Origin of the sequence: Aliidiomarina sp. (assembly GCF_022565475.1) — a bacterium.
GTDB lineage: Bacteria > Pseudomonadota > Gammaproteobacteria > Enterobacterales > Alteromonadaceae > Aliidiomarina.
In genome coordinates this window covers 60,445-78,404 of the sequence record NZ_JAIUMR010000009.1, presented here as the reverse complement: position 1 = coordinate 78,404, position 17,960 = coordinate 60,445, and the positions used below count along the sequence as shown (strand labels likewise).

Annotated in this window: 12 protein-coding genes; 3 read left to right on the top strand and 9 right to left on the bottom strand. The window is 50.3% G+C overall.

Annotated elements, in window-relative coordinates:
• The first annotated feature begins 13 nt into the window (after positions 1 to 13).
• The gene (locus LAT77_RS09075; RefSeq protein ID WP_290564246.1) at positions 14 to 1,195 is read left to right on the top strand and encodes an acetyl-CoA C-acyltransferase; all 1,182 of its coding nucleotides are present in this window, start codon (positions 14 to 16) and stop codon (positions 1,193 to 1,195) included.
• Positions 1,196 to 1,590: 395 nt separating this feature from the next.
• Here LAT77_RS09075 and LAT77_RS09070 read toward each other — a convergent pair whose 3' ends face one another.
• Positions 1,591 to 2,547 carry a permease prefix domain 1-containing protein gene (locus LAT77_RS09070; protein WP_290564245.1) on the bottom strand — a complete coding sequence of 319 codons (957 nt, stop codon included), beginning with the start codon at positions 2,545 to 2,547 and terminating at the stop codon, positions 1,591 to 1,593.
• Positions 2,548 to 2,550: 3 nt separating this feature from the next.
• Positions 2,551 to 2,892: a PadR family transcriptional regulator gene (locus LAT77_RS09065; protein ID WP_290564244.1), complete on the bottom strand. Its 342-nt coding sequence runs from the start codon at positions 2,890 to 2,892 to the stop codon at positions 2,551 to 2,553.
• A gap of 119 nt (positions 2,893 to 3,011) precedes the next feature.
• On the opposite strand from LAT77_RS09065, the gene LAT77_RS09060 reads away from it, so the two are divergent.
• The gene (locus tag LAT77_RS09060) at positions 3,012 to 4,799 is read left to right on the top strand and encodes a hypothetical protein (protein ID WP_290564243.1); all 1,788 of its coding nucleotides are present in this window, start codon (positions 3,012 to 3,014) and stop codon (positions 4,797 to 4,799) included.
• A gap of 43 nt (positions 4,800 to 4,842) precedes the next feature.
• On the opposite strand, the gene rnk is transcribed toward LAT77_RS09060, so the two are convergent.
• From rnk to LAT77_RS09035, 5 genes are all read right to left on the bottom strand, one after another.
• On the bottom strand, positions 4,843 to 5,259 hold the full coding sequence (gene rnk / locus LAT77_RS09055) for a nucleoside diphosphate kinase regulator (protein ID WP_290564242.1): 417 nt from the start codon (positions 5,257 to 5,259) through the stop codon (positions 4,843 to 4,845).
• Positions 5,260 to 5,426: 167 nt separating this feature from the next.
• Complete coding sequence (locus LAT77_RS09050) at positions 5,427 to 6,281, bottom strand: EamA family transporter (RefSeq protein WP_290564241.1); 855 nt, start codon at positions 6,279 to 6,281, stop codon at positions 5,427 to 5,429.
• Entirely contained in the window at positions 6,269 to 9,358 is a 3,090-nt protein-coding gene (locus LAT77_RS09045; protein ID WP_290564240.1) for an efflux RND transporter permease subunit, read from the bottom strand. Before LAT77_RS09045 ends, LAT77_RS09050 begins: the two co-directional genes overlap by 13 nt.
• Positions 9,351 to 12,596 (bottom strand): efflux RND transporter permease subunit, encoded by a 3,246-nt coding sequence (locus tag LAT77_RS09040; RefSeq protein WP_290564239.1) that lies wholly within the window; start codon positions 12,594 to 12,596, stop codon positions 9,351 to 9,353. The genes LAT77_RS09045 and LAT77_RS09040 overlap by 8 nt, the downstream gene beginning before the upstream one ends.
• Before the next feature lie 27 nt (positions 12,597 to 12,623).
• Positions 12,624 to 13,694: an efflux RND transporter periplasmic adaptor subunit gene (locus LAT77_RS09035; protein WP_290564238.1), complete on the bottom strand. Its 1,071-nt coding sequence runs from the start codon at positions 13,692 to 13,694 to the stop codon at positions 12,624 to 12,626.
• Between the two features lie 359 nt (positions 13,695 to 14,053).
• Here LAT77_RS09035 and LAT77_RS09030 point away from each other — a divergent pair, with 359 nt between their 5' ends.
• Entirely contained in the window at positions 14,054 to 15,349 is a 1,296-nt protein-coding gene (locus LAT77_RS09030; protein WP_290564237.1) for an aminotransferase class I/II-fold pyridoxal phosphate-dependent enzyme, read from the top strand.
• Positions 15,350 to 15,411: 62 nt separating this feature from the next.
• Here LAT77_RS09030 and LAT77_RS09025 read toward each other — a convergent pair whose 3' ends face one another.
• The gene (locus tag LAT77_RS09025) at positions 15,412 to 16,278 is read right to left on the bottom strand and encodes a homoserine O-succinyltransferase (protein WP_290564236.1); all 867 of its coding nucleotides are present in this window, start codon (positions 16,276 to 16,278) and stop codon (positions 15,412 to 15,414) included.
• Positions 16,279 to 16,415: 137 nt separating this feature from the next.
• Positions 16,416 to 17,696, bottom strand: coding sequence for a citrate synthase (locus LAT77_RS09020; protein ID WP_290564235.1), 1,281 nt, complete (start codon positions 17,694 to 17,696; stop codon positions 16,416 to 16,418).
• Between the last annotated feature and the right edge of the window lie 264 nt (positions 17,697 to 17,960).

Below are 17,960 nucleotides of genomic sequence, written 5' to 3'. Positions count from 1 at the left end.
CAGGAGAAGTTAAATGAGCTCAGATTCAGTTGTCATTGTCGCCGCTGCGCGCACCCCAATGGGCGGTTTCATGGGAGAACTCAGCGCAGTAAGTGCGCCTGACCTTGGTGCCCAAGCTATTCGAGCTGCGATTGAGCGTTCAGGGCTTGCCGGTGAAGACGTCAGTGAAGTGATTATGGGCTGTGTCTTACCTGCAGGTTTAAAACAAGCACCGGCACGGCAAGCTATGTTGGCGGCAGGCCTACCATTGGGTACTGGCGCAACCACCATTAATAAGGTCTGTGGTTCAGGCTTGAAAACCGTGATGTTTGGCCATGACTTGATTAAAGCCGGCTCTGCCGATGTGGTCGTTGCTGGTGGCATGGAAAGTATGTCGAACGCACCGTATTTGCTCGACAAGGCACGCAGCGGTTATCGCATGGGTCATGGTCAAGTGCTCGATCACATGATGCTTGACGGCCTCCAAGATGCCTATGAAGGCAAAGCTATGGGTTGCTATGCGCAAGACACCGCAGACGCGTATGGTTTCACGCGCGAAGCGATGGACGACTTTGCTATTCGTTCGTTAACCCGTGCGCAAGAAGCGATTCAAAGCGGCAAATTTGCTGACGAAATTACGCCAGTTTCTTACAGTGATCGTAAAGGTGAAGTCACCGTGACCACCGACGAGCAGCCAGGTAAAGCGCGGATTGATAAAATTCCATCATTACGTCCCGCGTTTGCCAAAGACGGCACTGTGACCGCGGCAAACTCCTCATCAATTTCCGACGGCGCTGCTGCATTAGTGTTGATGCGTGAAAGCGACGCGAAAGCGAAGGGCTTACAGCCATTGGCACGGATTGTCAGCCACGCGACTCATTCGCAAAAACCGTCGGAGTTCACCATGGCGCCGGTCGGGGCAATGAATAAAGCACTGGAGCAAGCCGGTTGGTCGAAAGACGATGTCGATGTTTGGGAAATCAACGAAGCCTTTGCCATGGTGACTATGATTGCGATTAAAGACATGGACCTCGATGCTGAGAAAGTGAATGTACATGGAGGCGCCTGTGCGCTGGGTCACCCGATTGGTGCCTCTGGTGCACGCTTGTTGGTCACCTTGCTCCATGCACTGCAGCAGCGTGGCGAGAAGAAAGGCATGACTTCACTGTGTATCGGTGGCGGTGAAGCCGTCGCTTTAGCGGTCGAAATGCTTTAAGCGCATTAAAGCAAAGACAGCGCAGAGAAAAAATCCCCGTCGCCGGTTGGGAGGCTACGGGGATTTTTTTATGGGTTTGATTTGGTTTGACACATTAACCAACAGGTCGCGAATCCTGGGTTAACGACAGCGCCGAGACCTACAGCACATACATGTAGAGATAGGCCGACCCAACCAAGATTCCTGCTACAGTTAAAATGCCTGGCACGATAACGTTAACAAGTAGGTTTTTGCGGATTTCTTCGATCATGGCTGACTCCTTAGTCAATAATATAATTAACTTGAAGCAGGAATTGGTGTCTGGGCGCTTCAATCTTCAGACGCCCATATTATATACCGTATAAGCTTTTTTTGGAGATTATTCACATGAAATCGATTAATGGGTCGCACGAGTTTTATTGCGGATGTTCGAGTGCAGCATAGAGTTTTGCTTGTAAACGATCGGCATTGTGCATGCTGTCATTCAAGGGCAGCTGTATACGTTGGACGTTGCCGGTGTTGTTGCGCCATTGAATTACTAATGAGCGGCTGTCTAAAATATTGAGACGGTCATTCCAGTATCGTTTTACTTTGATCGATAGGATTTGCGCAATCGGGATCTGCGTTTCACGAAAGACTGTTTTTACTCTAAGTGTGTCGTCTTTGAGATCGTAGCTGTTCCAAGTGATACGTGACCAGTAAACCGTGAGCAGGGAAGCGATGACGAAAGCAATCGCTACGAGTGGGTGGAAACTGCGGAGCATGCCAATGTTGAAAAGTCCGAGAAACCCGATCACCCCGAGAGTGGACATGTAGAGGATCACGTACGTCCCGGCATATTTCTTTTTTCGATCCATGTACACGCACAAATCAGCGCGCACGTCTGGTTTGGCTTTGACCGCGACAAAGGTCATGGTGTAACTCATCAGAAAAGCAAATACCGGCGCATTGAGCATCGGCACGAGGTGACGTGTCCAGAAGTCTGGCGTTATGCCTTCGTAGTTTGCGGCTGGTGGATTCGCCCAACCAATCAACAAGGTTAAAACGATAAAAGCGAGGGTGCCGATACTGAATATTTTGGCAAATTTGATGAACTTGTCGCGTCGCAGCGCGCGCCCATACTGAGTCGGATCACCAAACTGTGTCGTCACCTGTTCAGCTGCACGGTCGCTACTGTCGCCACTCGCGACTAACTGCGAATGGTGCTCAAGCAAATGGTCGCGAACTTCTTCGAGCATTTGGCAGCGCAAGGCTTTGCGGCCTGGCAATTCCTGTTCAATTTGCTGCAGGTAGGCATCAATAACTGGGATGTCAGTAGCTAATTCTGGTGGGAATTGCGGTGAAAAAAGTCGAGTGACGCTAAATATGCGCATAAATTAGTCCTTGTTAATGAAAATGGTACGCTCAAGCAAGCTTGCTACCTTGCGCCATTCTGCTGTTTTTGTGCGCAGGTAACTGCGCCCGAGATCGGTAATTTTGTAATATTTCCGCGGCGTACCGCGCTCACCCGGCTGGCGGTAGGAAATTAAGAGTTCACGTCGTTCTAAACGATGCAGCAGGGGATAAAGTGTCGCCTCTTTGACGACGTCCGCATCCGCACCAAGTTGTTGGTGCAATGCTTCGCGAATACCAAAACCGTAGTTTTCACCTTGGGTGAGGACATTCAAGACCAGCGTGTCCAAAAGTCCTTTGAGAATTTGTTCATTATCAGTTTTCATTTTTTAACTTTACATAGTAAACCTTATTTAATCAAGTTTAAATTTTGCTGTTTTTTTCATCATTGGTCAGCGCAATCAGGTAGACTCATACGGTAAGCGGACGTAAAAGGTACTTCTTTGTGTCGACAACACCACTCTATTACTGGTTGATTCAGCTCCCTGAGCTGGCATGGTTGCTGTTCTTGCTGGCCGTCACCTTGACGATCTTCTTTTACCTCGATGCCGTTCGCATGCTGCGGCGCCAAGCCTTTTTAGCCTTTGTCTATGCGAGTGCGGGCAGAATTCGACGTTGGCTATGGGACAGCGTATTTCTACGTGTGGTTTACGTGATCTTAGCGCTGTTGACTGGCGTTCTGGTGCTTTTGCTTGCGGCGCATTTACACTGGCTTGAATGGTGGGTGTTGAGTGCAGGAATCGGCACATTAATGCTGATCAGGGGCGTTGTTCATCGTGGATTTGCCAGCGAAACCCATGTGCAATTTCATGATTTAGTGGTGTTGCGAATTAGTGCCTGGCTCAATCTCGTGCTGATGGTCGTCGCCTTAGCCGTGGTGCAATTGTTTTGGCTTGAAGTGCCGGATGCGCGGCATTTACAGCTGAGTGAGGTCATCAGCCAATCTTGGCAACTGTACACCATTGAGCAAGCGCCAGTTCCTGTATTTGCATGGTTGTTAGCAGTCACTGGTGTGGTGCAGGATGTGCAATGGTATTTCCTGCAGCAGGCCAGCGATGTTCAATTGCCTGTGGGTCTGAAATTGACCGCTTGGTTTGCAATTTTAGTGATGAACGCGACGAAGCTCGGTGTCCTGCAACTTGTTGTGCTAGGGATCCTAAGTTTTGTTTTACAAGCGCGCTTGGGGGGCTTGGATGCGACCAGCAAACGACTGCTGCGCCGGAGTGTTTGGGGAACAATGCTGGTCTTAGTGGTGCTTTATTTTGTGCTCTCGCGTCTCCCTGAGCAAGTGGCATCTGACGCACTGGAAACGAACGAAGAGCATGCAGCACTGTTCGATCCCTGTGCAGGCGCTGGCGGCCGACAAGTGCGCGAAGATGAACTCGCCCACGTTGAGATGACACTCGAACGTGAATTATCGGCGAGTCAACAACTCGCTGAGCAGCGTTTGCGCCAACAGGTCGAGGCTCAGGTTGGACTGGCGTTTGCTCAGGCTGAAATTGGCGTTGATGCGTTTTTGGATTGGAATTTCAGTTTGGTCGGGCAGTATGCGCAACTAGCATATTTTCTCGGCAGTACGGTCACGCGGACTGATTTTTCTGAGTTCATGGCTACACAAATGACGAATTTTGTTGCGCAGCCCCTGCAACCTGCGTTGGAGCAGGCTCACGAACGGTTGAGTCATGGCCTGCTCGATGACTTAAGCGCGCGCAGTCAGTATTACCAACGCTTACTCAGCAGCCTTTCAACGCAGACCCAATGTCTGCAGCTTCCTGATAGTGCACTGAATGTATCGGTTCCTTTCGAACGCTCGTGGGTGGGACTCGGCGCGGGTTCCGCGTTGCTCGCTCGCGTTGCCACCGCTGTCGGCAGCCGCGCTGTTGCGCGCGGCGGTATGCGTCGGGCAATCACGGCTTTGTTTACTCGCGGTGCGGCGCGCGCAGGCGCACTGAGCGCCGGTGGTGCCGGAGCAATTTGTGGCCCATGGGCGGTGGTCTGTACACCCGCGATTATGATTTCAGCTTGGTTGGGAACGGATTACGCCATCACGCGTGGCGATGAACGGCTGAACCGAGACGCAATGAAAGCGGAACTTATGGCGGCATTGGCTGCAGAAGAGGAGGCGACGGTTGCGGCTATGATGATGGTCTATCAGACCGTGCTTGATGACTTTTATGCGGAACTTGCGGCGAGTCAGCAGCGCCAGTTCCGCGTCCTACGTGACGGTTTGTAACGCCGTCACGCGGGATTTGCGCAGGTTAAATATGGTGCGATGATTAACTGACGTAATCGCCTTCGCGCTCGGGTTGATAGACGATCTCAACCACTTCGACGTGTGCTGCGCCGGTTTGCATCGGCCATTCGATGGTTTCACCGACACGAACACCGATAAGTGCGCTGCCAATGGGCGCAAAAATTGAGATTGCGTCCTCAGTTTTTGCCAGATCGGCTGGGTAAACTAACGTTTTTTCAAATTCTTTGCCACTCTCGGTAATCCGAAAACGAACGCGCGAGTTCATGGTCACGATATCGGCTGGAATCTCTTGTGGCTTAACGAGTTTCGCGCGCGCCAGCTCACTTTCGAGGTGAGCAACTTGCTTACTCAATCCCGGTGTTTTCTCAATCAATTTCTCGATCCGTAGAACATCGAGTTCGGACATAATGAGCTCAGGCTGTTTAATTGGCTCGGTCACTTTATTTTCTCCATCACAGAAAACAGGAATAGACCTGTTTTAACGTTATGCATTCATCAGAATTCAGAATAAAAAACCGCCTGCACAAGACAGGCGGTTTCGTTTTGCGTTGCTATTACTCTATATATGGCGCTTTTGTGCGAAAAAATCAAGTCCTAAAACGTAAACTAGGGTAAACGCCGGACGGAACTGGCGAGCCACACAGCGCTAAAGATAATCACAGCTCCTAACGCTAACGTGGCCCAGTTGACGTTTTGCCCCCAAAGCAGGAAATTGACTAACAGCCCGGCAGGAATTAAGGCGTTATTCATGGTTGCAAGTTGACCCACGTTGACTTTTTTCGAGGCGATGCTCCAGATTAAATAGCCGACTCCTGAGGCACCGAATCCAAGCCAGACAAGCACGCTCCAGTGCACCCATGTGGTGGGTAGGCGAGTGAAATCAGCGAATAGCAACATGCCGAGCCCTGACACTAAGGTGGCACCGAGGAAAAACAAGCCGTAGACCTTGACTTGCTCGCGATCGGAACCGAGCGGTAAGCGTCTATAGGCGACTTGACCAAGCGCAAAGCACAGATTAGCGCCTTGAAGGAGTAGGAAGCCAATGAGGAAGTCGGAACTTAAACCTTGGTAACGAATGACCCCTGCACCAATCACCGACAACAGGGCTGCCAGCCACCAGACTTTTGGTAAGGCCTTGCGATTCAGAATGCGCTCGTCAATAAGTGTGATATATAACGGCGTAAAAATAGTGAACAGCAAAACCTCAGCCACGCTGAGATACAAGAAAGCATGATAGAGCAGCAGATACATGAGACCAATTTGGACGCCGCCAATTGCCATCAGTTGCAGTCGCTGACGGCGTTGTAAATGGCCAATGTTCAAAAAGGGTAACAGCAGTGCTAAGGCAAAAATCATGCGGATAAAGACCGCGATGTAGGCGTCTACATCGCGGCTTAAAAACTCGCCAATCAGTGAAAAACTAAAGGCCCATACGATCGTAATTAAAATTAATGCTGGCATTTTTGCTCCCGCCGCCAAGTCAACGCGCCGCTAGTATGCCAAACCTTGGCCCAATGCGCACGCCATGCAAGAAGGCGAGTATACGCGTGGGGCACGAAGTATAAACTCGTGATGGTACTGAACAACAAGCCAGAGATAATCGTAATCGCCATGGGCGTGTAGGGCGGGCCATCGCCACCGATTTGGGTGTCACCGAGCGCCAGTGGCAGCATGCCCAAAATGGTGGTGGCCACGGTCATTAGAATCGGCCGAACACGACGTGAAGCAGCTTCAATAATAGCGTTTTCCAAGGCCATGCCCGAGTCGCGTTGTTGATTAATGGCGTCGACTAAGACAATGCCATTATTCACCACGATTCCCATTAGAATCAGCATGCCGATAAGGGCCATAATCTCAATTTGTGAGCCGGTAATTGCCAGTCCCCAGAACACACCGGTCAGTGCCAGTAGCAGTGAACCAATGACGGCCGAGGGGAGCAGTAAGGACTCAAATAGCGCCGCCATGACCATATACACTAAAGCGACAGCTAAGAGCATATTGATCATCATGATCGAATTTTGCTCCTGTTGCGTGCGGAAGCCGCCGTCCAACGACCAACGATAGCCGTCGGGCAGATGAATGTTCGCCATCACCCCTTGAATTGCGGTGCGCGCATCAGGAATGGATAAACCATCGAGATTGGCGCTAATTCGAATCGCGGTTTGCCGATCAAAACGACGCACCGTGCCGAGTTGTGGAATTTGCTCAATTTCCGCGACTTGCATTAAGGTGATCAACGCTTGGTCATGACGGGCAATTACCAGATTTTCCAACTCAGCAAGCGACAAAGAAACCAACTCCGGATAGGTTAAGCGAATGCGCACATCACCCGTCGGATGATGACGGAACGAGCGCAAGTTTCGGCCACGCAGTGCTACCGCAATTTGTTCGGCGACTTCCTGCGTATTCAAACCAAAGCGCTGCGCTTGTTCACGATTAATCCGGATGCGCAGTTCCTCTTGGGCATTGCCGGTGTCAGTTTGAACGTCGGTCAGGCCTTCGATGCGCCCGAGAATTGGAATCAGCTCATTGGCTAGGGTCTCAAGCTGGGTCGTCGAGCTCCCTTGCAAGGTAATCTGGACACCGTCACGGGCACCGCCTTGGAAGCCGAATACCGGTTTACTGCGTGCTAATGGCGGCATATTTTCGCGCACGCGGCGCTGTATTTCTGCGACTGAAAGCGTTCGTTCTTCTTTTAATAGAAGCACCGAATTAGCGTATCCAGGTGTGAAGTAGCTATACACATGGTCGATTTCGAAGTCATCTTTGAACGCGTATAAATAGGCTTCCAGACGACTCACTTCTTGCTCCACTTCCTCAAGGGTATATTGGCCAGTAATGTTGTAATTAATAAACAGCCGATTGTTATAAGCGGTTTGGGTTTGATTCGAACCAACGTTGGCGAACGGAATTGCAGTACTCGCTAACAAGGCGAGCATAATAAACGTCGTGCTTTTCGGATGCCGGTGGGACCAGCGTAAGCTCTTTAAGTAGCCGTTTTTGAGACGACTTTGGCGCTGTTGCGCCGGGAGTTCAGCTGGCTTTAATTTGCTAATTAGAAGTGGGATTAAGGTTTGTGCAATAAGCAAAGACGCAAGTAAGGAGATGCAAATTGCAATCGCAACGTGTTCCAAGAAAATGGTGATTTCGTGTTGCTGGCCAAACAGATTGGGCATAAACACAATCGCGGTTGTCAGTGTACCGGCGATAATCGCTAAGGAAACGCGAGCACTACCGGTTAGCACCGTGGTGCGGTCGGGGGTGCGACCTGCTCGCTGTTCGTCTTGTTGTTCATGCTTTATGCTTTCGCTAACCACCACCGCATTGTCGATCAACATACCGACCGCCAGCATCAGTCCCATCATGGATAGGATATTTAGGCTATAGCCGAGCAAATACATGACGCCGAGGGTCAGGCAAATCGCGATCGGCACAGACAAGACAATGATCAAGGTTGTCCGCCAGTCGCGCAGGAATAAGTATAAGACGATGATCGATAACATGGCACCGATACCACCAGCCAGTAGAAGGTCGCGCAGCGACGTGGTGACGCTTTCGGCCGTGTTGTCCATGACCATTAGGTCAATACCTTGAAACGATGAACTGGTTTGAGCGTCGGCAATGACGGCGCTGGCAAGACGAGCAACATCAACCAAGTTGGCACTCGACTCTTTAAAAATGTCGATGCCAATTGCGTAGGTTTGATTAAAATGGCGTCCGGCTAAGCGGCGTGGCAATTCATAATTGACGTCTGCAATATCGCCCACGGTGATAAACGGAGTAATTGGCAAGCTGCGGATGTCATCGAGATTGCGGAACTCACCTGCAGGTTTGACCAAGATGCGTTCGAGATCAGATTCAAGATAGCCGGCGCTCATGGTGAAATTAGCGCGATTGAGGACTTGTGTGACCTGGCTAGTAGACAGGTTTGCAGCCGTCAGCCGCTCCGGATTGAGGCGAATAACAATTTCACGTTGGTCAACGCCGTACAAGGCGACGCGCGAGACACCTTCAAGGCGCTCGAGAGGCTGCTTGAGCTGGCGATTAATCAGGTCATAGGCTAAGGAAAGGTCTTGGCGACTCGAGATCCGTAGCTGTAACACCGGCATATCATCGGTGTTGAACTGATAAATAAACACCCGCTCCACATCCGCAGGTAGCAGATGGCGCATACTTTCGATGCGTTCCCGTGCTTCCATGCTGCGTGCAGAAATATTGTCTTTCCACTGAAACATAAGGTTGACGTTTGCGCCTTCCGCATTCGAGAACGAATTCATTTCCTGAATGCCAGACATGGTTGCCAGCGCTTCTTCGAGTGGCCGCGTGATCAGCCGTTCGACTTCAGCGGGTGTGGCTCCCGGGTAGGGCACTTGCACCATGATTTGTGGAATGTCGATTCCAGGAAATTTTTCTAAAGGTAACAAGCGGCTAGAAACCAGTCCAAGCAACAGCAAGCTAAGAAAGATCATGCATACGGTCACCGGACGGCGCATAGCAAAGGCTGCCAGCGGCGCACTCAATTGTTCGATCTTAGTCATGCTGACCTCCGGCGGTGAACTGCTTGCGGTCAAACAGTTGATAAACCAACGGAATGAATAGAAGGGTGAGCAGGGTCGCAAAGAGTAGACCACTAATCACAGTGATCGCCATACTCGCGCTCAGTTCCGCACCTTCACCAATTCCCAGCGCTAAAGGAATCAAGCCAAGTACGGTGGTCAGTGTCGTCATCAAAATCGGACGTAACCGCTGAGCAGCGGCTTGCTGAATGGCGCTGATTTTCTCAACGCCTTCTTGACGCAGCTGATTAATGCGATCGACTAGGACAATTGCGTTGTTGACGACAATTCCTGCCAGCATAATCAAGCCGATAAACACCACCACACTCAATGGTGTTGCCGTCAGCCAAAGGCCAATCACGGAACCTGCCCCGGCTAATGGTACCGAGAACATAATTAAAAATGGGTGGCCGAAACTTTCAAACTGCGACGCCATGACTAAGTAAACGAGGAAAACCGCAAGCATCAGCGCTAGCATGAGCGACTGAAATGATTCTTCAACCAGTTCACTTTGGCCACCAACCGTGGCAGTAACGCCGGCTGGTAACGTGATGGTGTGCAGAATGTGTTGCAGACTTTGCTCGGCTGATTTCAAATTACCACTGGCGGGTGTCGCGCTAATTAAGGCAACACGTTGTTGGGCGAGACGCGTGATCTCGCTCGGCCCGGTAACTTGGCGAATGGTGGCAATAGCACTAAGCGGAATTTCAGGGCTGCCACCAGGATTAATGATCAACTGTTGGACGTTCGCCGGATCATGGCGAATCGAATCCGGTAAGCGCACACGAATATCTATCTGACGGTCGTTGAGATTATACTGGGTGGCGACTTGGCCGCCAATTTGCGTACTAATCAAACGGGCGACGTCGGGTGCAGTGAGACCGAGATGAGCCATGCGCATGTGGTCAAAAATGATTTCTAACTCTGGCTGACCACGGGTCAATCCGTTGCGGATGTCGGCAAAGTCTGCATGATCGGTGAGTGCTTGTGAGAGCGTTTCGGCTGCCGTCAGCAAGGGCTCCAGCTCATAGCCGGTAAGTTCAACGACCAGTGGCAAATCGATACTGACCAACTCGGGGAAATCGATGGTGGCTTGTACGTCCGGTTGGGTATCAAGGAAGTCGCGCAAATCAACGATGACTTGATCACGTTGCTCCGCAGTTACTGACGGTTCAATGACAACATAAAAGCGGCCCCAAAAGTCACCACCTTGGTTTGCTTTAACCTGCATTAATGAGCCTGAGCCGGCGACCGAATAGCTCCGTTCAATGCGATTGTCCGTCTGCAAACGTTGTGCAACTTTGGCCATAAATGCGTCTGTTTCTGCAATCGGGGTACCGCGAGGCAGTTCAATGTCGACAAAAAACTCGCGTTGCTCCATTTGTGGAATGAGCTCGACCTGCAAACGCGGGGCAAGGCTAAAGCTAGCCAGCGTCAACGTGGCAAAGAGCAGGAAATAGGGCCAAGGCTTCTGCTGCATGGACGCGAGGAGACTGGCGTGGCGATGACTGACGGTGTTAATCAAAGCTTCAAATGCCCAGACAATAGGGCGTGATAGCCAAATCAACGCAAGACCCATCGCTTTGATTAACTTTCGCAGGCCGGCAAATACCAAAACCGGCAGCCAGTAAAAGAATACGCGGCTAAGAAAGCGAAATGGCCAGGTGAGCCAGCGCACCCAGCGTCGGGTTGGGGGCGCTGCTGAGTTTGCTGACTCAATGCTCTGGGCATGACGTTTAAACTCGCGACTCGCCAGCATAGGAATAAGACTGAGCGCGACGAAAAGTGAGGCAATTAAGGCAAAACTCACAGTTAGCGCTTGATCGGTGAAGAGTTGACCGGCCATGCCACTGACGAAAATAAGCGGAATAAAAACCGCTAAGGTGGTCAAGGTAGCGGCGGTGACTGCACCGGCAACTTCTTGAGTTCCGACCACGGCAGCGTCACGTTGGTTATCACCCAGCTGTTTGCGTCGGTCGATGTTTTCGAGCACAACAATGGCATTGTCAACGAGCAAACCGACCGCTAACGCGATCCCTCCCAATGACATTAAGTTCAGGCTTAAACCACCGAGAAACATAAAGAAGAAGGTGGCAATAATCGAAACCGGAATGGCCAAGGAAATAATAATGGTTGGTCCAAGCTGGCGCAGGAACAGCAGAATGACACCCATGGCCAAGAGACCACCGACAATTGCATTACTTTTCACGGCGGCAATCGCATTGCGAATAAAGGTCGACTGATCGGCAAGCACTTCAAGTTCATAGCCAGCGGGCAATTGTCGTTGAATGTGTGGCAAACGGAAACGTACAGCGTCAGCGACTAAAACGGTATTGGCATCGCCTTCACGGTACAGGTTTAACTCAATGCTTTCGGTACCATTGACTCGGCTGATGGACGTGCGGTCTTTGTAGCCGCTGCGAATTTCAGCAATATCTTTGAGCTGAATGGCGGCGCCATTGCGGGTTGCAATGTAGATGTTGCCAATGTCGTCAAGACTTTGGAATTGATTAACGGTACGGACGAGAAATTCTTGGCGGCCACTCTGCACACGACCACCGGCTTGGTTCATATTCTCTGCACGTAAACGCTGGACAATGACTTGCATATCAATGTCGAGCTGACTGGCACGTTGCTGATCAATGAGAACTTGCACTTCGTCTTCGTAGCCGCCGCCGATTCGCACGGCAGCTACACCGGTAATGCTTTCAATTTGACGCTTGAGTTCATCGTCGGCATAGCGGCGCATCTCTTGCAGTGCGCTGGCGCTGGATTGTTGCGGGTTGGCCAACGCTAAGCGCATGATCGGTTCGAGATTGGGGTTAAAGCGCAGGAGTACTGGCTTTTCAACGTCGAGCGGGAGCATGACCATGTCCATTTTTTCACGCACTTCGATACTGGCGTAGTCCATGTCAGTACCCCAAACAAACTCGAGAACGATATCCGACTGGCCTGCGCGGGCGTAGGAGGTGATGCTGCGGACACCGCGGACGGTACCAAGGGTCTCTTCCAAAGGCCGATTGATCAGTTGCTCAATTTCCAATGGTGCGGCACCGGGGTAAGCCGTCCGTACGGTAAGGGTTGGATAACTCAGATCGGGCAAGAGATTGACCGGTAAGCGACCGAGGCCAACAAAACCGAATAAAATGATGGCCAAGGTGACCATGGTAATGGTGACCGGACGGCGAACGGCAAGCGCTGCGATACCTTTATTGTTCATGATTATTCTCGCTAGCAAAGGCTAAAATTAAAGCTGAATGACTTCAATGAGTGCGTCGTCACGAAGCGTATTCTGACCGGTTACAATCACTGAGGTACCTTCAGTGATACCTTGCACGACTTCAATCCAACCGTTCTCGCGAATACCGGTATTCACTTCAATTCGCTGCGCTTTATTGTCATTGACGACAAACACATAGTTACTGTGGTCAACGCGAATTAGTGCTTGATGCGGAATGCGGATGACGTTGTCTTTCTCAGCGTAGTGTAGTTTAACCCGAGCGAACATACCTGCACGCAAGGTGTGGTCGCTGTTATCGATATTTAACACCGCTCGGAAGGTACCGGAAGCTGCATCAATCACTGGGCTAATGCGCGTAACATGAGCATGAACTTGCTGCGTTAAATTACTCGCTTGCAGCTCAAGATCAGCGCTCTGGCCAGTGCGGATGCTATTGAGTGCATGCTCAGGTAAATGCACGGTAGCACGCAGATTACTGTCATTGACGATATGAAAGAGTGCTTTTTGTTGATAGGCCTGAATCATGTTGCCCGTTTTCACAAAGCGATGGGCAATATGACCACTGATTGGCGCGCGAATGACACTTTCACTGAAGTCGAGTTGGGCGATTTGCAACTGTGCGTCGAGCGCGTCATGACGAGACTGTAACCGCTCGAGTTGCTCGGTACTGACCATTTGCTGCTGTGCCAGCTGCTTCATACGGGTTAACTCTTGTTCGACACCACGCAGTTCGGCGGCAATTTGATCACGAACCAAGCGATAACGCGCCGATTCAATGCGAGCAAGCGGCTGACCCTGTTCAACATAATCACCTTCTTCAACCAAAACTTCTTCGACGATGCCGCTAACGCGAGCGATCACGTCGGTTTCTTCTTCCGCTTCGAGGATGGCACTTGCCTGCAGGCTAGCACGCACGGCACCGCGACTGACCAGCATGGCTTCAACCGGCACACCGCGTTCAGCGGCCGGTTGCTGATTTGACATGTGCGCACCGCCAGCATTACCGCAAGCAGTCAATGAAAGCAGCAGGGCGCTGGTGAGTCCGAAAATAGCTGTACGAGCAAAGATAGTGTTCATTTTAATAGTCCGTCATTCCGAAGTTACTTTCCGATGAATATGCGAGAACCATGCCAACTTAATAAAATATTTATAACTTACTGATTTATAGAGACATGACGATCCATTAAAAGTCTCTAATGAACGAATTTGTTAGCCAATATCACTAACGGATAGCTTTTTTCACACATGTGATTTCGCACATTGATAAATGTCTGACAGCGGTGACGACGTTTTGGCACCGAGCCGAAAAAAAATGAATTCCGCCTCCGAGCCAGAATGAAAATCGATTAGTGCTCGGAGCCGGAATAAAAAAAACAGTAGACATTTAGATGGCTAAATGGCTAGAATGCCAAAAAACACAATCAGGAGCTTACAACATGCGATTAGAAACTTTAGCGTTACATCATGGATATTCGGCGGAAGCGACGACCCGAGCAGCCGCGGTGCCGATTTATCAAACCACCTCCTTTACCTTTCGTGATACCCAGCACGGCGCTGATCTTTTTGATCTCAAAGAAGAGGGGAATATTTATTCGCGGATCATGAATCCAACCAATGCGGTGCTCGAACAGCGCTTAGCGGCCATCGAAGGTGGTGTTGGAGCGTTAGCTGTTGCTTCGGGTATGGCGGCGATTAACTACACCATTCAAACCATTACTGCAGCCGGCGACAATATTGTCAGCATCAGTCAGCTCTATGGCGGTACGTATAATTTCTTCGCCCATTCGTTGCCACAGCAAGGCATTGACGTGCGCTTTGCGGACGCGGATGACTACGCCGGCATCGCAGCATTAATTGATGATAAAACGAAACTGCTTTTTTGTGAGTCTATCGGCAATCCCGCGGGTAACGTCGTCGATATTCAGCGATTAGCCGAAATTGCGCACGCGCACGGTATTCCCTTGGTGGTTGACAATACCGTGCCCACACCGGTGTTGTGTAAACCGATTGAATTTGGTGCAGATATCGTCGTGCATGCACTGACGAAGTACATCGGTGGTCACGGTACGACGATAGGCGGGATTATTGTCGATAGTGGCAAGTTTCCTTGGGCCGACTATCCGGAGAAGTTTCCGCAATTGAATAAACCAGATCCGTCCTACCATGGTGTGGTGTACACCGAAGCATTAGGGCCGGCGGCGTTTATCGGACGCGCCCGCGTGGTACCGTTACGAAATACCGGTTCAGCGCTGTCCGCACAAAGTGCTTTTAATTTTCTGCAAGGGTTGGAAACGTTGGCTTTGCGGATGGAACGTCACTGCGAAAATACCCAACGTGTCGCCGAATACCTGCAGCAACATCCTGCGGTAGAGTGGGTGAACTATGCCGGTCTTGCGACCGATAAACATCACGCCTTGGCAGAGAAAATTACCCAAGGCAAAGGTTCAGGTATTCTCAGTTTCGCAGTAAAAGGCGGGCATCAAGCAGCGGTGAATTTTATCGACGCACTGCAATTATTCTTGCGTCTGGTCAATATCGGTGATGCCAAGTCCTTAGCGTGTCATCCGGCATCGACTACCCATAGACAATTGTCGCTGCAAGAGCTGGCGAAGGCAGGCGTGAGTGAAAATTTAGTGCGCTTGTCGATTGGTATCGAGCATATTGACGATATTATTGCTGACTTAGAACAAGCTCTCCAGGCTTCGCAACGCGCACATCTGAAAAGTGCCTAAATAGCAAAGCGGGAGAGTAGGTCGACGTGGCTTGTAGGCTGCGTCGATCTTTGTTTCTGATGTTATTTTTTAATCCAATTGTGTAGCCAATTTTGCAGCAGCTGCACACCGGAGGCTTGCCAGAATGGCTCTGGCAGTTCGCTAGCTTCTTCATCGACAAAGTAATATTCCGGCGGGTGTGGCAAGAGGCCCTTGTCGAAATCGCGGCGAAACTCAGTGTAGAGCGTATCACCTTCGTACTCGGGATGACCGAGCAAGAAGGCTCGCCGACGCAATTCATCGACCGCCAAAAACGTACCCGCATTTGGTGCATGCAAGAGAACCTGCAGTTCATTATGGGCAAATAACTGATGTTGGCGTGCTTCCGCGTGACGCGAATGGGGAAATTGAACACCGTTTGGTAAGCCTTCGATGAGCGGATGTGGCCGCACGATCCGATGACCATAGACACCACTAATTTTGCGTGCTTTTTGCTTGCGTGGAATATTGTAATCGTGAAATAAAGCGGCATTGGCTGCCCAACACAAATACAAGACGGTTTGGGCAATGTCATCCGCATAGTCAAAGACTTCGCAGAGTTCGTCCCAGTAACCGACTTCTTCATACTCTTTGGTGCCAAGTGGCGCACCAGAAATCACCAACGCGTCAAGCTTTAACAAGTCACTGACGGGTGAATAGTAGCGACGAATATGTTCAATTGGGGTTGTCTTTGGGACCCAGCGATTCAGAAATAAAAAATGGAATTCGATCGTCGCATCGACCTGCGCAAATAGTCGCAGCCATTGCCGTTCCGTCGTTATTTTATCTGGCATCAGGTTTAAAAAGCCAATGCGAATGTCGCCGCGTTCTTTCGGTGCATAACGTATATCAAGTCCCTCTGCTTGTAACGTTTCAATTGCTGGCAATGGCCGGTGTAACAGAACGGGCATAGGATTGTGTAACTCGCGTGAACAAATAAGAAAAACATAATCGCATGTGAGCTATGGGAGAGCAACTCATTCGCAGTTAAAAAAATACCCCCAAAACCGTCCGGAATTGGGGGTATCTTTATTGAACGAACAGCAAGTTATTTGCTGAGAGGCTTGAACTCACGTTGTGCTTCACCGGTGTAAAGCTGACGCGGGCGGCCGATTTTCTGATTCGGTTCACTGAGCATTTCGTGCCAGTGTGAAATCCAGCCAACAGTACGTGACAGGGCAAAAATCACGGTAAACATGTTGGTTGGAATACCAATCGCTTTCAAGATAATACCCGAGTAGAAATCGACGTTAGGGTAGAGTTTCTTCTCAACGAAGTACTGATCTTCGAGGGCGATGCGCTCAAGTTCCATGGCAACGTCCAACAACGGATCCTTGATGTTCAATTCGCTCAGAACTTCATGACAGGTTTCACGCATAACTTTCGCGCGCGGGTCAAAGTTCTTGTACACGCGGTGACCGAAGCCCATTAAACGGAACGGGTCGTTTTTGTCTTTGGCTTTGGTGATGAACTCAGGAATTCGATCGACTGAACCGATTTCCGCTAGCATTTTCAAACAGGCTTCGTTCGCGCCACCGTGAGCAGGACCCCAAAGTGAGGCAACACCTGCTGCGATACACGCATATGGGTTTGCGCCCGATGAGCCGGCCAAACGAACGGTTGACGTCGATGCGTTTTGTTCATGATCTGCGTGCAACGTGAAGATACGATCCATTGCTTTCGCAATCACTGGGCTGATTTTGTAATCTTCAGCTGGAACCGAGAACATCATGTTCAGGAAGTTCTCTGAATAGCTTAAATCATTGCGCGGATAAACAAACGGCTGACCAATGTTGTGCTTGTAACACATGGCCGCAATCGTAGGGATCTTCGCAATTAAACGATATGCACTACGGACGCGCTGCTCGGCATCAGCGATGTTGAGATCATCGTGATAGAAGGACGACAGCGCACCAGTCACCGCACATAGCATCGCCATTGGGTGAGCGTCACGACGGAAACCGCCGAAGAACTCATGAATCCCTTGATGCACCATGGTGTGCTTGGTAATCGTCTTCTTAAATGTTGCGTATTGCTCCGCAGACGGCGCTTCACCGTGAATCAACATATAACAAACTTCGAGGTAGTCAGCTTCGGTTGCTAACTGTTCGATTGGATAACCGCGATGCAATAAAACACCGTTGTCACCATCGATATAGGTGATCTTTGATTCACAAGAGCCGGTTGCGAGGAAGCCAGGGTCGAACGTGAAGTAGCCGTGCTTGCCAAGGGTCCGTACATCAATTACATCGTGCCCGGCGGTGCCTGAAAGCACCGGCAGCTCGATACTGTTGCCATCGATTTGAATAGTGGCGTTACGCTCAGCCATGGAAATCTCCTTGTATTCTGTGCGTCTGGGTAAAAAAAGTGCGCTAGTTTTACTTGATCTTGGGGGTATCTGTCAATTTAACGTAAAGGGTAGTTGTTTGGATGACTACTAATTTCAGGCTACAACTTTAGTCTAATTGCTAGGGATTGTTGAGAGACCAAAAGCTGATTTTCACAAGGAAATTACTGATTGTCGTGAACCAGAATTAGCCTAGCTAGGTAATTGTAATTGTACAGCGCGCCCGATATACTTTAGCGCACTGAT